Genomic DNA, 14,412 nt, shown 5'->3' with positions numbered 1-14,412 from the left:
TGCGAGGAGAGCGGGTGGGGGAGAGCAGCCCAATCAGAACGTGCTCGTGGGTCGCACCCTGTTCGCCATGTCCACCAGCGCGTAGCGATGGCGTTGGGTGGGCGCAACCCGGGCCAGGTTGCGCAGCGCGGCCTCCACGCCCAGCCGTAGCCCGTGCTCGGTGAACGGGAAGCCGAGGATGTGGTTGGTGCTGGCCTTGTTGTCCTCCAGCCAGTCCATCGCGCAGCCCAGCACCAGTGCGCGGATCTGCAGCACGCGTGGTTCGGTGGGCGGCAGCGCCTCCACGCGCCGGGCGGCGTCGCGAATGTCCTCCTCGCTGATCTCGCTCTTCGTCCGGCCGGACAGCAGGGTCACCGCACTGGTCAGGCGCGCGGTGGTGAAATGCCTTGAGGTGGGCGGCACCTCGTCCAGGGTGCGCACCGCGGCGGCTCGATCACCTTCGGTGGAAAGCCATCTGGCCAGCCCGAAGGCCGCCGAGATCACGCCGTCGTTGGTCTTCCACACCGTTTGGTAGTACTTCTGCTCGTCGACGTCTCCGGCCAGCTCTGCGGTGGCGGCCAACGCCAGTTTCGGCGCCAGCTCGCCGGGGAAGGTGTCCAACACCTCGATGAAATGCGTTGTCGCGGAGTCGTAGTCGCCGGTGAGGAGCTCGGCGACGGCCCGATACCAGACCAGCCGCCACTGCCACCCCGCCCGCTCGGCCAGGTCGTCCAGCTTCCTGGTGGCCTTGGCCACGTCGCCCAGGTCCAGCAGCGCGCGGACCTCCATCAGCGGCAATTCGATCGACTCGGACACCTCGACGCCGTCGGCGTCCAGCGTGCCGTGGCGCGCCGCACGCAGCGAATCCAAGGTCTGCACCGGCTGGGAGAGCACCGTCGCCTGCAGGACTGGAGCGGCGACGTCGGCCGGATCGACCAGCGGCACCTGCAGCGCGGTCACGATCTCGCGGGCCGTCAGCCGCTCCGAATGGACCTGGCCGTCCAGGTAGACGTCGGTGTGCGCGACCAGCAGGTCCACCCCGAATGTCGAACGGCTGGGGCTGAAGATGGTCGACAGCCCGGGCCGCGGCACCCCGGTGTCCTGGGCCACCACCTCCCGCAGCACGCCCATCAGCTGGGCGGACATCTCCTCGGTGCTGCCGAACCGGCGCCGCGGGTCGGGGTCGGTGGCCCGGCGCAGCAACCGGCGGAACGAGTCGTAGGTGGTCAGCACGGGGTCGTCTTCGGGCAGGCCGTCGACGTAGCGCCCGTTGCGGGTGGGCAGGTTCACCGTGAGCGCCGCGAGGGTGCGGCCGACGGTGTAGATGTCGGTGGCGATCGTCGGGCCGGTCCGCACGATCTCGGGCGCCTGGAAACCCGGTGTGCCGTAGAGATATCCGAAAGAATTGACCCGCGACACCGCGCCCAGGTCGATCAGCTTGAGTTGCTCCTCGGTGAGCATGATGTTCTCCGGCTTCAGGTCGTTGTAGACCAGGCCGATGGAATGCAGATAGGTCAGCGCGGGCAGGATCTCCAGCAGGTAGGCGATGGCCTCGGAGACGGGCAGCTTCTTGTCCTTGCCGTGCTTGAGTGGCTGCCCGCCGATGTACTCCATGACGATGTAGCCGACCGGGTTTCCGTTCCGGTCCTTGTGCTCGACGAAGTTGAAGATCTGCACGATCTGCGGGTGGACCACCTCGGCGAGGAACTGCCGTTCGGCCATCGCGATCGCCTGCGCCTCGGCGTCACCGGAGTGCACCAAGCCCTTGAGGACCACCGGGCGGTCGTTGACGTTGTGGTCGACCGCCAGATACACCCAGCCCAGGCCGCCATGCGCGATGCAGCCCTTGACCTCGTACTGGTTGGCGACGATGTCTCCCGGACTCAGCTGTGGCAGAAACGAATACGCACTGCCGCAGGCGGGGCACCAGCCCTCCGACGTTCCTCTGCCCTCCTTGCCGGACCGGCCGACGGGCTTTCCGCAGTTCCAGCAGAATCGCTTGCCCTCCGGCACCACCGGGCTGGTCATCAGGGCCTCGAGCGGGTCGATGTCCCGCACCCGTGGGATCTCGACCAGGCCGCCGCCGAGATGTCTGACCGGAGGCAGCACCCGCGTCCCCATCGTCACCCGGTCTTGCGCTTCGCTGTCCAGGGTGCCGAGCGAGATGTGCGGAAAGTGGTCGTCATCGTCATCGTCGAAATCGGGGCGGAACAGCGCCTGGGTGGCCTGGATGCGCCCCGTCGTCGGGCCGCCCTGCGTGTCCGGCGGTTGGGTGCCCGGGCTCACGTCCTCCGAGCCGGATTCCGGCTGTTCGATCTTCTCCGACTCGGCCATCAGTCCACATACCTCGGCGTGGGCGGGGCGGGTGCGGGCCCCAGCACCGTCAACCACTTGCGGTACAACGTGTTCCACGTGCCATCCCGGCGGATCCGCTCCAGCGTGCCGTTGACGAACCGCACCAGTCCAGTGTTGGTCAGGTTGATCCCGATGCCGTAGGGCTGGGTGGCCATGTTGGGCCCGACGATGTGCAGATAGGGGTCCTCTTCGACCAGCCCGGCCAGGATCGAGTCATCGGTGCTGACCGCGTCGATCTCGCGCTGCTGCATCGCCACCAGGCAGTCGGCCCAGTTGACCACCGATACGACGATCGGCGGCGGGTCGATCTGGCGGATCCGGTGCAGCGACGTCGTGCCCTTCGCCACGCACACTCGCTTGCCGGACAGGTCGCCCACCTTGGCGATGGACGAATCCCGTGGAACCAGGATGCGCTGGTTCGCGTCGAGGTAGACGGTCGAGAAGTTGACCTGCTTGCGTCGCTCGCAGGTGATGGTCATGGTCTTGACCACCACGTCGACCTCGGAGTGCTGCAGCGCCGTGACGCGCTCGTCGGACGACAGGATGCGGTATTCGACGTGCGACGGGGCGCCGAAGATGTCGCGCGCGATCTCCCCGGCGATGTCGACGTCGAAACCGGTGATCTCGCCGGTGATCGGGTCGCGGAAGCTGAACAGGTTGCTGCCGATGTCGAGCCCGACGATCAGCCGGCCGCGGGCGCGGATGTCGGCGACCGCGGCGTCCGCCTCGGCCTTGGTGGGGAAGGGCCGCAGGCTCGCGGTCAGGTCGCAGCCTTGGCTGGGGTCGTCCGGCGGCAGCGGCGGCTCCGGCGGCAGCTGCTGCATGCCGACCGGGGTGGGCGGCGGCAGCGTCGGCACGGTGGCCACAGTCAGCGATTCCGTGTGCGCGCACCCCGCCAGCACGGCCACCGTGGCGAGCACGGCCCCCGCCCGCCGCAACCCGGCCGGCCGCGTCACTATCGATACTCTTTCAGCCGGGGCCACAGGCCCAGCGCAACCGCGATGGCGGCGCCGAGGCTGAGCACCACGCCTCCGACCTGGGCGCCGGACAGCCCGCTGCGCGCGTTGAGGACGTCGTTGCGCAGGCGGGTGCGGCTCTGGTCCATGGCCTTCACCAGCTGGTCCTCGAGCTTGTCGAACGCCGGGGTGGAGTCGTCCTCGCTGCTGCCCAGGGCGACCTGCGTGGCCGCCCGGTAGTTGCCCACCGAGATGTAGGAGTTTATCCGGTCGTTGGCCTGCCGCCAGCGCAGCAGCAGCTGGTCGGCGCCTTCCAGGTCTGGTTTGTCGACGGCATCGCTGCGGCCCATGTACTGGTCGAGCTGCTGATGCATGGAGTCGATGCGCTCATAGAACGACTGCTTGCGCTTCTCCTCGTCCCCGCGACGGATCAGCGATAGCGTCTCGTCGGCTCGCGCCTGCTGGGCGGTGATCGCGACGTTGGTCACGATCCGCAGCGAGTCAGCGGCCGTGTTCTTGGCGCTACGGCTGGCGGCCGTGGAGATGGTCAACGCAGTTCCGACCCATACCACCATGACGAGAATAGCGAGGCCGCCGACGACCAGGCCCGGGTTGATTCGGCGCCGGGTGCGCCTGGCCAGCCATCGATGGGCGAAGGCGCCGAAGACCGCGGTGGCGGTGACCACCAGGATGACCGGAGCCGGGATCTCCGTGGACGCGGTGGTTTCCGCGTCCACCCGTTCCGACGTCGCCTGATACAGCTGCGCCGCGTCGGGCAGGATCGTCGACTGCATCAGGCCCGAGGCCTCCGACAGATACGACGAGCCGACCGGGTTGCCCTCGCGGTTGTTGGTGCGCGCGATTTCGATCAGGCCGGTGTAGACGGCCAACTCGGCGTTGATCCGGCCCAATAACTGGATTAGCGGTTCATCGGTGAGTCCGCTCGACGCCCGCGTCACCGCCACCGACGCGTCGGTGATGGCCTGCTCGTAGCGCTGCCGGACGGGCGGCGGTTCGGCTTCGGCGATGAACGCGGTGGCCGCCGCGGCGTCGGCCACCGACAGGGTGGTGTACAGCCGTCCGGCGGCGAACGACAGCGGTTCGGTGTGATTGAGCACCGTGGTCAGCACTTGCTGCCGGTGGTTGATGGTGGTCGAGGTGGCAAAGGCGCAGATACCGCCGAGCACCGCCAGGACGATTCCGATGCTCAGGATGCGGCCCGGCGTGGTGGAGATGAACCACCAGCGCGGATGGGCTGGCTCGGCCGGCGACCGCGACCCCTGCGGCTCGGTCGACGGGTGCGCCAGCTCAACCGTCACGTCGAATCAGCCCTCAACTTTCGCGGCCACTGGAACGCTGCACCAAACTCTATAAGCAAATTCTAAGAGAATGTTGCGCCGGATGGGTGGAGGCAGGCCAATTGACCAGGCGGTCACGTGCATATCCTGAACTCGTGCAGGGCGACGGTGACGGTTGGGTGGTTTCCGACAGCGGCGCCCACTATTGGGGCCGCTTCGGTGCGGCCGGTCTGCTGCTGCGGGCCCCGCGGCCGGACGGCACCCCCGCGGTGCTGCTGCAGCATCGCGCGGTGTGGAGCCATCAGGGCGGAACCTGGGGCTTGCCGGGCGGCGCCCGTGACAGCCACGAGACGCCGGAGGAGACCGCGGTCCGCGAGGCGCACGAGGAGGCCGGCCTGCACGGCGAGCTGCTGACCGTGCGGTCGACGGTGGTCACCGCCGAGGTCGCCGGGCTCGGCGGCGAGCGCTGGAGCTACACCACGGTCGTCGCCGACGCGGCCGAGCTGCTGCACACCGTGCCCAACCGGGAGAGCGCCGAGATGCGCTGGGTCGCCGAGGACGAGGTGGCCGAGCTGCCGCTGCATCCCGGGTTCGCGGCCAGCTGGCAACGGCTGCGCACGGCCACGGCGCTGGTGCCGCTGGGCCACGCCGACGAACGACGGCGGCACCTGCCGCGCACGATCGAGATCGAGGCGGGCGTCTTCGTCTGGTGCATGCCGGGGGAAGCCGATCAGACGCCGCTGCATCCCCGAATCAACTCGCTGCTGCAAGAGCTGATCTGAGCCGTTGCGCCGCGGCCCGCGGGTCTTCGGCGGCGGTGATCGCGCGCACCACCACGATCCGGCGGGCGCCGGCGGCGAGCACCTCGGGCAGCCGCTGCTCGTCGATACCGCCGATCGCGAACCACGGCTTCTCGCCGCCGAAAACGGCGGCCGCGCGCACCAATGGCAGGCCCGGCGCCGCTCGCCCTGGTTTGGTGGGGGTGGGCCAGCACGGCCCGACGCAGAAGTAGTCGGGCCCCGCGGGCCCCGAAGAGCTAGCCGCCGCGGCCTGATCCTGGTCATGGCTGGACAGGCCGAGCAGCGTGTCCGGGCCGACGATCCCGCGGGCCAGGTCCAGCGGCAGGTCGCCCTGGCCCAGGTGCAGCACGTCGGCGCCGGCCGCGCGGGCGATGTCCGCCCGGTCGTTGACCGCGAACAGGGCGCCGTGCCGGCGGGCCGCATCGGCCAGGACCTCGCACGCCGCCAGCTCGTCGCGCGCCTCGAGGGGACCGAACCGCTGCTCACCGGCCGACCCCTTGTCGCGCAACTGGATGATGTCGACCCCGCCGGCCAGGGCGGCGTCGGCGAATTGGGCCAAATCACCACGCTCCCGACGCGCGTCGGTGCAGAGATACAGCCGCGCGGCCGCCAGCCGGGTAACTCGCTGATGCACACCGCGACGCTAGCGCGCTAGCGTGGAGGCCGAAGAACTCAGTAGTCACGGGAGTCCCGGGTAGTCATCTGCGGGGCTGAGAGTGGGCACAGCCAGGGTCAGCGGGACCTGCCCTTACCGTCACACCTGATCCGGGTCATGCCGGCGAAGGGAGGCCCCGGAATGGACAGGATGCCATCAGACCCTGGGTCGTTGGCGGTCATCGGCGGCGGTGTCATCGGGCTGGCGGTCGCACGCCGTGCGGCGCAGGCCGGGTGGTCGGTGCGGGTGCACCGCACGGCCGACAAGGGCGCGTCCTGGGTCGCGGGCGGCATGCTCGCCCCGCACAGCGAGGGCTGGCCCGGCGAGGAGCGGCTGCTGCAACTGGGTCTGGAGTCGCTGCGGCTGTGGCGCGAGGGCGGCTTCCTGGACGGGCTGCCGCCGCAGGTGGTCACCGCCCGGGAGTCGCTGGTGGTCGCCGTCGACCAAGCCGACGTCGCGGACCTGCGCACCGTCGCCGATTGGTTGTCCGCGCAAGGGCATCCGGTGGTCTGGGAGTCGGCCGCCCGGGACCTGGAACCGCTGCTGGCGCAAGGCATCCGGCATGGCTTCCGGGCGCCCACCGAGCTGGCGGTGGACAACCGCGCGGTACTGGACGCCCTGTGCGCGGAATGCGAGCGCCTCGGCGTGCGATGGGCGCCGCCGGCGCACGACCTGTCCGCGGTCGACGGCGACGCGGTGGTGATCGCCAACGGCATCGACGCCCCCGCGTTGTGGCCCGGCCTGCCGGTGCGGCCCGTCAAGGGTGAGGTGCTGCGGCTGCGCTGGCGACCGGGGTGTATGCCGGTGCCGCAGCGCGTCATTCGCGCCCGCGTGCACGGGCGGCAGGTGTACCTGGTTCCGCGCGCGGACGGGGTGGTCGTCGGCGCCACCCAGTACGAACACGGGCGCGACACGGCCCCGGTGGTCTCGGGGGTGCGCGACCTGCTCGACGACGCCTGTGCGGTGTTGCCGGCGCTCGGCGAATACGAGCTGGCCGAGTGTGCCGCCGGGCTGCGCCCGATGACGCCCGATAACCTGCCCCTGGTGCAACGCCTGGACGAGCGAACCCTGGTGGCCGGCGGCCACGGCCGATCCGGATTTCTGCTGGCGCCGTGGACCGCGGAACAGATCGTGTCCGAACTGGCCCCGGTCGGAGCCCCGTCATGATCGTCGTGGTCAACGAGCAGAAGGTCGACGTCGACGAGCGGACCACGGTGGCCGCGCTGCTGGAGTCGCTGGGCTACCCGGACCGGGGGGTCGCGGTGGCGATGGACGACGCCGTGCTACCCCGATCCAACTGGACGACAACGCTTTTCGATGGTGCTCGGCTCGAGGTGGTGACGGCGGTGCAGGGTGGCTGAATCCGAAGTGTCCCGTTCTTCCTCGGGCCATGGGGGCCCGCATCGTCACGGGACGGAAGCAAAACTCACGATCGGCGATCGCAGCTTCGCCTCGCGGCTCATCATGGGCACCGGGGGAGCGACCAGCCTGGCCTCGCTACAGGAGGCCCTGGTCGCGTCGGGCACCGAGCTGACCACCGTCGCGATGCGACGGGTCGACGCGGAAGGCGGGACGGGGCTACTGGACCTGCTCAACCGTCTCGGCATCACGCCGCTACCCAATACCGCGGGGTGCCGCAGCGCGGCCGAGGCGGTGCTCACCGCGCAGCTGGCCCGCGAGGCGCTGAACACCAACTGGGTCAAGCTGGAAGTGATCGCCGACGAACGCACGCTGCTGCCCGACGCGGTCGAATTGATCCGTGCCGCAGAGCAATTGGTCGACGACGGGTTCGTCGTTCTGCCCTACACCAATGACGACCCGGTGTTGGCCCGTCGGCTCGAAGACGCCGGATGCGCGGCGGTCATGCCGCTGGGCTCGCCGATCGGCACCGGGCTGGGCATCACCAACCCGCACAACATCGAGATGATCGTCGCGCGGGCCGGCGTTCCGGTGGTGCTCGACGCCGGCATCGGCACCGCCAGTGACGCCGCGCTGGCCATGGAGTTAGGTTGCGACGCCGTGCTTTTGGCCACCGCAGTGACCCGGGCCGCCGACCCGGCGACGATGGCGGCCGCGATGGCCGCCGCCGTCACCGCCGGCTACCTGGCCCGCCGGGCCGGGCGGATTCCCAAACGCTTCTGGGCGCAGGCATCCAGCCCCCGACGATGAAACGGTATGTGGCGCTCGGCAGTTCGATGGCGGCCGGTCCCGGCATCCGGCCCCGCGCCGCGAGAGCTCCCTGGGGCTCGGGCCGGTCGGCGCGCAACTATCCGCACCTGGTCGCGCAGCGATGCGACCTCGAACTGGTAGACGTTACCTTCTCCGGCGCGACCACCGCCCACGTGCTCGCCGAGCACCAGCGCGGCGCACCGCCCCAGATCACCGCCCTGAACGGCTCCGAAAGCCTGGTGACCATCACGATCGGCGGCAACGACGTCGGCTACATTCCGCTGCTGATGGCCGCCTCGGTGCCGCGCCCGCTCCGCCGGCTGCCGCTGCTCGGGGCGCGCATTTCCGAACTGCTGGACCGCGATGCGCGCATCGCAGCCCTTGACGCGGTGTTCGAATCGTTGTGCGCGGTCGGTCGCGCGGTGCGCCAGCGTGCCCCGCGGGCCCGGGTCTTATTCGTCGACTACCTGACCGTCCTGCCGCCCGCCGGCACGCCGGCCGCCCCGCTGTCGGAAACAAATGCCGATCTCGGTCGCCACGTGGCCGCGACGCTGGAACGACTCACGGCCGACGCGGCGTCGGCAAGCGGCTGCGAGGCGGTCCGGGCCGCCGCGGCCAGCCGGGAGCACCACGCGTGGTCGGGCGACCCCTGGACCACGAGACCCGGTGTGCCGCTGCCGGGCCGGCCGGCGCCGTTGCACCCCAACGCCGCCGGGATGCGCGCCGCAGCCGAACTGGTGTCCGCGCTGTGGTGACGGGTCAGCCGTTCGTACGCCACCACTGGTAGAGGGCGTTGACGTCCGAGTTGGACGCGGTGAGATGGCCCAACACGTTCTTGGCGTCGGTGGTCCAGGTCAACACCGCATAGTTCTTGTAGGTGCCGCATGCGATCTGGCCGCCCGTCTGGCCGTTCTGCTTCCACGTGCCCGGCGACTGGCCGGCGTCCCCGCACGCGGCCAGGGACACGTCCTTGATGGTGGAACTGAACGCGGAGCTCAAATTCGTGCCGTTGGAGAAGAGGGCGTAGACGCCAGAGCCCGGGCCGCTGGGGTCGGGGCTCTGCCCGCACAGGAGCTCGGCCAGTTCACCGGATTCGGTCAACTCCTGCGGCTTGCAGTTGTTGAGGCCGTAGCCCTTCGACAGGTTGGCGGCCAGGGTGTTCATATCAGCGGCGCTGCCGGTATTGGGTTCCGCGGCCGCGGTGCCGCCGCCCGCGAAAGCCAAACTGCCGGTGAGAGCTGCGGCCGAAACGGCTCGCAGCGCGGTGGTGAGATGTGACATTTTCGTTGCCTCCCTGCGGTTGTTGGTTGGTGATGCAGAAATCCGTTGCCCCCCAACTGTGAACGTCAGCCGTTGGCCCGCCACCACTGGTACAGCGCCGCGGCGTCGGTGTTGGACCCGCGGATGTAGCTCAAGATGTTCTTCGCGTCCGAGGTCCAGATGATCTCGGCGGCGTTCTGATACGTCCCACACGCCACCTGTCCGGCGTTGCTGCTGTTGCTGCCCTGATGCCAGCTCGTGGGCGACTGGCCGCTGTCCCCGCAGGGTCCCAGCACGTCGTCTTTGATGCTGGCTTTGAATGAGCCGACCAGGTTTTCGCCGTTGTTGAACAGGATGTACTTGGCCTGGACCGGGCCGCTCGGGTCGGGGCTCTGCCCGCAGGTCAACGACGCCAGTTCGCCGGTGGTGATGCTCTGGGCGGTGCAGTTGTTCAGCCCGTAGCCCTTTGACAGCGATGCCGCAAGCGTGTTGATGTCCGACGAGCTACCGGTATTGGCGGGATCCGCGGTTGCGGTGACGGTGCCCGCTAAGGCGGAACCGCCCGCGAGCGCCGCCGCCGTGGCGGCCCGCAACGCGTTGCTGAGATGGGACATCCTATGGCTCCTAAGCGGTTGTCGAACCGGCGTCGCTCACCGGAGAAACATTCTTCCGCTAAGTAGGGATCGTAGGGCTATGTCGTGACAAAGCAACACATTCCGCTGGCAACTGTCTGTCTGGGCATCCTTCTCAAACACCGCGGCGCAACGGGCGCTATCCAGCCATTTCGAAACGTGCTGCCAATCAGTTCTTTTCACCTGCCCGGTCGTCTTTGGCGGCCGAGGCGGCCGAGCTGGGCCGGCAGGAGAACGGGGGCTGAACGCTACGAGGCCGTCGCGCCGCACCTCTGCGCGTCCAAAGGGGATTTTCAAATTGCTAGTGCCGCCGCGACTGTGCTCGGGTATGGTTAGCACCGCCTTACGCCAGCTAACTTCTCGGGACTGGAGAATCCATGACACAGCCGCCGGCACCGCCCCCTCCGCCGCCTGGTTACCCGCCGCAGCAGCCCGCCGGGCAAGCGCCGAATAACTATTTGGTGTGGTCCATCCTGGTGACGCTGTTCTGCTGCCTCCCCTTCGGGATCGTGGCGATCGTCAAGTCCAGCCAAGTCAACGGTCTCTGGGCGCAGGGCCGTTATGCCGAGGCGCAGGCGTCCGCCGACAGCGCCAAGAAATGGGTGATCTGGTCGGCGGTCATCGGCGTCGTCGTGGGCATCATCTACGGCATCTTGATGGCGGTCGGCGCGCTGAACACGAACACCAATGCGGCGCTTGCCGCGATGTTCTGAGCACGGTTCGCGACCATGGTGACCCGCCAAGGGTCGGTGCCGTTGAGTCTGGGTGCGCCACTGGTGGTGGCCGCTTCCACGACGTTGATGTGCGCCGCCATCTGGGCGGGTGACCCGACCACTCCCAACGGTCCGCTGCCGGTGTGCCCCACCAAGGCGCTGTTGGGTATCGACTGTCCGGGATGCGGCAGCTTGCGCATGCTGTATTCCCTGATGCACGGCAACATAATGGCGGCCGCCAGGTTCAACGCGTTGGGCCTGGCGGCTGTCGTGCTTTTGGTGTGGGCGTACCTTGCCTGGACCTATGGACGGCTGGCGGGCAGACGCATCCGGAGCTGGCAACACGGCCGCTGGGCCGCGGTGTTGACCATGGTGCTGGTCGCAGCGTGGTTTGTGGTGCGCAACATCCCCTTTGCGCCGTTCACTGCGCTCTACGTCTGATACCGCCGTGTCCTGATCCCGGCCGCTCGTGCCGCGGTCTAACCTGGGGCGCGATGGTGAACAAATCCACGACGATCCCGGCGGTTCTCGTCGCGGTCGCCTTGACCGCATTTTCGACCGGCTGCTTCCATCGCTCGGCCAACTCGCGACAAGGGACCGGTGACCCCGACGCGGCCAAGTTCGCCAGTGCGTTGCACGACAAAATCACGACCGATGCGATGATGGCCCACCTGACAAAGCTCCAGGACATTGCCAACGCCAACAACGGCACTCGGGCGGTTGGCACCCCCGGTTATGAAGCCAGCGTCGACTACGTAGTAAACACGTTGCGCGGCAGCGGTTTCGATGTGCAGACCCCCGATTTCTCGGCGCGGGTGTTTCACGGGGACAAGCCGGTGGTGACCGTCGGTGGCCAGTCGGTGGAGGCGCACGCGCTCGACTTCAGCCTCGGCACCCCGCCGGACGGGGTGAGCGGGCCGCTGGTGGTCCTGCCCGCCACGAATGGCCCCGGCTGCGCGCCCACGGATTACGGCAACCTCCCGGCGCAGGGGGCCGTGGTCCTGGTGGACCGCGGCACGTGCCCCTTCGCTCGGAAGGAGGACGTCGCGGCGCAGCGTGGGGCGGTCGCGATGATCGTCGCCGACAACGTCGACGAGCAACAGATGAGCGGCACCCTGGGACCGAACACGATCGTCAAGATCCCGGTGGTGAGCGTGACGAGGTCAGTCGGCGTGCAATTGCGCACCCAGCCGGGGCCCGCCACCATCAAGCTCAACGCGAGCGTCCAGAGCTTCAAGGCCCGCAACGTGATCGCGCAGACCCAGACGGGGTCGACGAACAACGTCGTCATGGTGGGCGCGCACTTGGACAGCGTGCCCGAAGGGCCGGGCATCAACGACGATGGGTCGGGAGTGGCCGCGGTGTTGGAAACCGCGCTGCGGCTGGGGAATTCGCCACAGGTGCGCAACGCGGTGCGCTTCGCGTTCTGGGGCGCGGAAGAACCCGGCGTGATCGGATCGCGCGACTACGTCGAGTCGCTGGACTTGACTGGACTCAAAAGCATTGCGCTGTACCTCAATTTCGACATGCTCGCGTCGCCGAACCCCGGCTACTTCACCTATGACGGGGACCAATCGCTGCCGGCTGATGTCCGCGGCCAGCCGGTGGTTCCCGAGGGGTCGGCAGGCATCGAGCGCACGCTGGTCGCCTATCTGAAATCCGCCGGAAAGACCGCCCAAGACACCGCGTTTGACGGCCGCTCCGACTATGACGGATTTACCCTGGCGGGCGTCCCCGCCGGCGGCCTGTTTTCCGGTGCCGAGGCGAAAATGTCTGCGGAGCAGGCCAAGTTGTGGGGAGGGACCGCCGATCAGCCGTTCGACCCCAACTATCACCAGAAGAGCGACACCCTCGATCACATCGACCGGACCGCCCTGGGCGTCAATGGTGGTGGCGTCGCCGTCGCGGTGGGCCTATACGCCCAGGACCTCGGCGGCCACAACGGGGTGCCCACGATGGAGGACCGCACCCGCCACGTGCTAACCAAGCCATGACCCGCCGGCGGGGCGCGACATTGCTGCTGGCGGCCGCGCTGTTGGCGGGTTGCTCGTCGTCGCGGCCGGGATCGCCTGCTGCCGAACCGGATCTGGGTCGCGGACTGGCCGGGAAAGTGACAGCCGATCGGATGCTCACCCATCTGCACGCGCTGCAGAGCATCGCCAACGCCAACAAAGGAAACCGGGCGGACGGCACGCCGGGCTACGACGCCAGCGTCGACTACGTGGCTAAAGCCCTGCGCGACAGTGGCTTCGAGGTACTGACGCCGCAGTTCGACCGGCTGTACACTGTTTCCCCGGGCAGGCCGGCGATGACGGTCGCCGGCCGCAGCTACGCCGTCGACCAGGCCTCGTTGTTGGTTCAGACACCGCCCGGCGGTCTGACGGGGCAGCCGGTCCGGCCCACCCAACCGTCGGGCTGTGCGGCCAGCGATTACCCGGCGGCGCTGCCCAAGGGTTCGATCGCCATCGTCGACGACGCGCGTTGTTCGGTGGTCGACAAGCAGAACAGCGCGGTGGCCAAGGGTGCGGCCGCGCTGGTCGTGCTCAGTGCGCCCGCCGGCCAGGGCGCCCCGGCCACGTTGTTCAATCCGGGCTACTTCAAGCAGCTGACCGTGCCCGTCGCGGTTGCCAATCCGAATGCCGCGAGCGCGCTCGCCGGCGCGAGCGCGCCCATCCGCCTGGTGCTGGACGCCCAGAACGTCAAGATCACATCGCGAAACGTGTTGGCGCAGACCAAGACCGGCTCGCCACACGAAGTGATCATGGTGGGTGCGCATCTCGACAGCGCGCGCGGTGGTCCGGGCATCAATGACGACGGATCCGGGGTGGCCGCGGTGCTGGAAACGGCCCTGCAGCTGGGCCCGCTGGCGCCGGTGAACAATGCGGTGCGGTTCACGTTCTGGGGTGCCGACGAGGACGGGCTCAACGGCGTCATGGACTACGTGTTCGGCATGAACAGCGATCAGCTCAACGACATCGCGATGTACCTGAACTTCACCACGCTGGGTTCGCCCAACGCCGGCTTCTTCACCGACGACGGCGATCAGTCCGGCCCGCCGGCGCCGGGGGTGACCTACGCGGATGTCCCGGACGGGTCGGCCGGCATCGAGCGCACCCTGGCCGGCTATCTGAACCTGGCCGGCAAGCGGCCCGCGGACATGCCGCTGAACACTCTGGCCGACTACCACCCCTTCATGGTCGCGGGCGTGCCGATCGGGGGCATGACGGCCGGTGCCTCGCAACCGAAGACCACGGTGCAGGCCCGACTGTGGGGCGGCCAAGCCGGCGTGCCGTTCGACCCCAACTATCAGGGCCCCCGCGAAACCGTCGACAACATCAACCGGGATGCGTTGGCCGTCATGGGTTCTGGCGCCGCCTACGCGGTGGGCAGCTACGCGCAGTCCATCGGCGGCGTGAACGGCGTCCCGCCGCACGACAAGCGGCACCGAACCCGGGTGCCGTAACCGCTGGCGCGAGGTTTGTCGGTGGCTGTGCCTATCATCGAACTCGTATGTTCGAATATGGCTACGCGTCGCGGTCGACGCTGGAAGAAACTGCTCAGGATTCGACCGGAGCCGGCACCGCCCAAACACTCC

The 14,412-nt window shown here is 68.7% G+C and carries 15 protein-coding genes; 9 read left to right on the top strand and 6 right to left on the bottom strand.

The window, feature by feature from the left end:
- Nucleotides 1-33 precede the first annotated feature (33 nt).
- The 3 genes from AWC17_RS21860 to glnX are packed head-to-tail and all read right to left on the bottom strand — an operon-like array spanning nucleotide 34 to nucleotide 4,609.
- A complete protein-coding gene (locus tag AWC17_RS21860) occupies nucleotides 34-2,313 on the bottom strand; it encodes a serine/threonine-protein kinase PknG (RefSeq protein WP_046182196.1) in 2,280 nt (759 codons plus the stop codon).
- Entirely contained in the window at nucleotides 2,313-3,290 is a 978-nt protein-coding gene (locus AWC17_RS21855) for a glutamate ABC transporter substrate-binding protein (RefSeq protein WP_047322832.1), read from the bottom strand. The genes AWC17_RS21860 and AWC17_RS21855 overlap by 1 nt, the downstream gene beginning before the upstream one ends.
- A complete protein-coding gene (gene glnX / locus AWC17_RS21850; protein WP_046187191.1) occupies nucleotides 3,290-4,609 on the bottom strand; it encodes a protein kinase G-activating protein GlnX in 1,320 nt (439 codons plus the stop codon). The genes AWC17_RS21855 and glnX overlap by 1 nt, the downstream gene beginning before the upstream one ends.
- Before the next feature lie 134 nt (nucleotides 4,610-4,743).
- Here glnX and AWC17_RS21845 point away from each other — a divergent pair, with 134 nt between their 5' ends.
- The gene (locus tag AWC17_RS21845) at nucleotides 4,744-5,370 is read left to right on the top strand and encodes an NUDIX hydrolase (protein ID WP_047322833.1); all 627 of its coding nucleotides are present in this window, start codon (nucleotides 4,744-4,746) and stop codon (nucleotides 5,368-5,370) included.
- On the opposite strand, the gene thiE is transcribed toward AWC17_RS21845, so the two are convergent.
- A complete protein-coding gene (thiE, locus tag AWC17_RS21840; protein ID WP_047322834.1) occupies nucleotides 5,342-6,022 on the bottom strand; it encodes a thiamine phosphate synthase in 681 nt (226 codons plus the stop codon). The two genes, AWC17_RS21845 and thiE, sit on opposite strands and share 29 nt — an antisense overlap.
- A gap of 171 nt (nucleotides 6,023-6,193) precedes the next feature.
- Between thiE and thiO the strand changes: the two genes are divergently transcribed.
- The 4 genes from thiO to AWC17_RS21820 all read left to right on the top strand — a co-directional run bounded on the left by thiO (nucleotide 6,194) and on the right by AWC17_RS21820 (nucleotide 8,967).
- The gene (gene thiO / locus AWC17_RS21835; protein ID WP_046187021.1) at nucleotides 6,194-7,210 is read left to right on the top strand and encodes a glycine oxidase ThiO; all 1,017 of its coding nucleotides are present in this window, start codon (nucleotides 6,194-6,196) and stop codon (nucleotides 7,208-7,210) included.
- Nucleotides 7,207-7,404 carry a sulfur carrier protein ThiS gene (thiS, locus tag AWC17_RS21830; protein WP_046187019.1) on the top strand — a complete coding sequence of 66 codons (198 nt, stop codon included), beginning with the start codon at nucleotides 7,207-7,209 and terminating at the stop codon, nucleotides 7,402-7,404. The genes thiO and thiS overlap by 4 nt, the downstream gene beginning before the upstream one ends.
- A gap of 103 nt (nucleotides 7,405-7,507) precedes the next feature.
- Nucleotides 7,508-8,212: a thiazole synthase gene (gene thiG, locus AWC17_RS21825; RefSeq protein WP_046187022.1), complete on the top strand. Its 705-nt coding sequence runs from the start codon at nucleotides 7,508-7,510 to the stop codon at nucleotides 8,210-8,212.
- Nucleotides 8,209-8,967: an SGNH/GDSL hydrolase family protein gene (locus AWC17_RS21820; RefSeq protein WP_047322835.1), complete on the top strand. Its 759-nt coding sequence runs from the start codon at nucleotides 8,209-8,211 to the stop codon at nucleotides 8,965-8,967. Before thiG ends, AWC17_RS21820 begins: the two co-directional genes overlap by 4 nt.
- A gap of 4 nt (nucleotides 8,968-8,971) precedes the next feature.
- On the opposite strand, the gene AWC17_RS21815 is transcribed toward AWC17_RS21820, so the two are convergent.
- The gene (locus AWC17_RS21815) at nucleotides 8,972-9,493 is read right to left on the bottom strand and encodes a hypothetical protein (protein WP_046183020.1); all 522 of its coding nucleotides are present in this window, start codon (nucleotides 9,491-9,493) and stop codon (nucleotides 8,972-8,974) included.
- Between the two features lie 65 nt (nucleotides 9,494-9,558).
- Nucleotides 9,559-10,086: a hypothetical protein gene (locus tag AWC17_RS21810; RefSeq protein ID WP_046183019.1), complete on the bottom strand. Its 528-nt coding sequence runs from the start codon at nucleotides 10,084-10,086 to the stop codon at nucleotides 9,559-9,561.
- A gap of 395 nt (nucleotides 10,087-10,481) precedes the next feature.
- On the opposite strand from AWC17_RS21810, the gene AWC17_RS21805 reads away from it, so the two are divergent.
- The 4 genes from AWC17_RS21805 to AWC17_RS21790 are packed head-to-tail and all read left to right on the top strand — an operon-like array spanning nucleotide 10,482 to nucleotide 14,280.
- On the top strand, nucleotides 10,482-10,817 hold the full coding sequence (locus AWC17_RS21805) for a CD225/dispanin family protein (RefSeq protein WP_046183018.1): 336 nt from the start codon (nucleotides 10,482-10,484) through the stop codon (nucleotides 10,815-10,817).
- A 15-nt stretch (nucleotides 10,818-10,832) separates the two neighbouring features.
- Nucleotides 10,833-11,258 (top strand): DUF2752 domain-containing protein, encoded by a 426-nt coding sequence (locus tag AWC17_RS21800; protein WP_046183017.1) that lies wholly within the window; start codon nucleotides 10,833-10,835, stop codon nucleotides 11,256-11,258.
- A gap of 53 nt (nucleotides 11,259-11,311) precedes the next feature.
- On the top strand, nucleotides 11,312-12,811 hold the full coding sequence (locus AWC17_RS21795; RefSeq protein ID WP_046183016.1) for a M28 family metallopeptidase: 1,500 nt from the start codon (nucleotides 11,312-11,314) through the stop codon (nucleotides 12,809-12,811).
- The gene (locus AWC17_RS21790) at nucleotides 12,808-14,280 is read left to right on the top strand and encodes a M28 family peptidase (RefSeq protein WP_046183015.1); all 1,473 of its coding nucleotides are present in this window, start codon (nucleotides 12,808-12,810) and stop codon (nucleotides 14,278-14,280) included. The genes AWC17_RS21795 and AWC17_RS21790 overlap by 4 nt, the downstream gene beginning before the upstream one ends.
- Nucleotides 14,281-14,412 lie beyond the last annotated feature (132 nt).

Origin of the sequence: Mycobacterium nebraskense (genome assembly GCF_002102255.1) — a bacterium.
Lineage (GTDB): Bacteria > Actinomycetota > Actinomycetes > Mycobacteriales > Mycobacteriaceae > Mycobacterium > Mycobacterium nebraskense.
This window is presented reverse-complemented; position numbering and strand designations above follow the sequence as displayed.

Coding starts and splice junctions, on each gene's coding strand:
- AWC17_RS21860 (WP_046182196.1), bottom strand. CDS start 2,313: ATGGCCGAGTCGGAGAAGATCGAACAGCCGGAATCCGGCTCGGAGGAC.
- AWC17_RS21815 (WP_046183020.1), bottom strand. CDS start 9,493: ATGTCACATCTCACCACCGCGCTGCGAGCCGTTTCGGCCGCAGCTCTC.
- AWC17_RS21805 (WP_046183018.1), top strand. CDS start 10,482: ATGACACAGCCGCCGGCACCGCCCCCTCCGCCGCCTGGTTACCCGCCG.
- AWC17_RS21795 (WP_046183016.1), top strand. CDS start 11,312: ATGGTGAACAAATCCACGACGATCCCGGCGGTTCTCGTCGCGGTCGCC.
- AWC17_RS21820 (WP_047322835.1), top strand. CDS start 8,209: ATGAAACGGTATGTGGCGCTCGGCAGTTCGATGGCGGCCGGTCCCGGC.
- AWC17_RS21800 (WP_046183017.1), top strand. CDS start 10,833: ATGGTGACCCGCCAAGGGTCGGTGCCGTTGAGTCTGGGTGCGCCACTG.
- thiO (WP_046187021.1), top strand. CDS start 6,194: ATGCCATCAGACCCTGGGTCGTTGGCGGTCATCGGCGGCGGTGTCATC.
- AWC17_RS21790 (WP_046183015.1), top strand. CDS start 12,808: ATGACCCGCCGGCGGGGCGCGACATTGCTGCTGGCGGCCGCGCTGTTG.
- AWC17_RS21810 (WP_046183019.1), bottom strand. CDS start 10,086: ATGTCCCATCTCAGCAACGCGTTGCGGGCCGCCACGGCGGCGGCGCTC.
- thiG (WP_046187022.1), top strand. CDS start 7,508: ATGGGCACCGGGGGAGCGACCAGCCTGGCCTCGCTACAGGAGGCCCTG.
- thiS (WP_046187019.1), top strand. CDS start 7,207: ATGATCGTCGTGGTCAACGAGCAGAAGGTCGACGTCGACGAGCGGACC.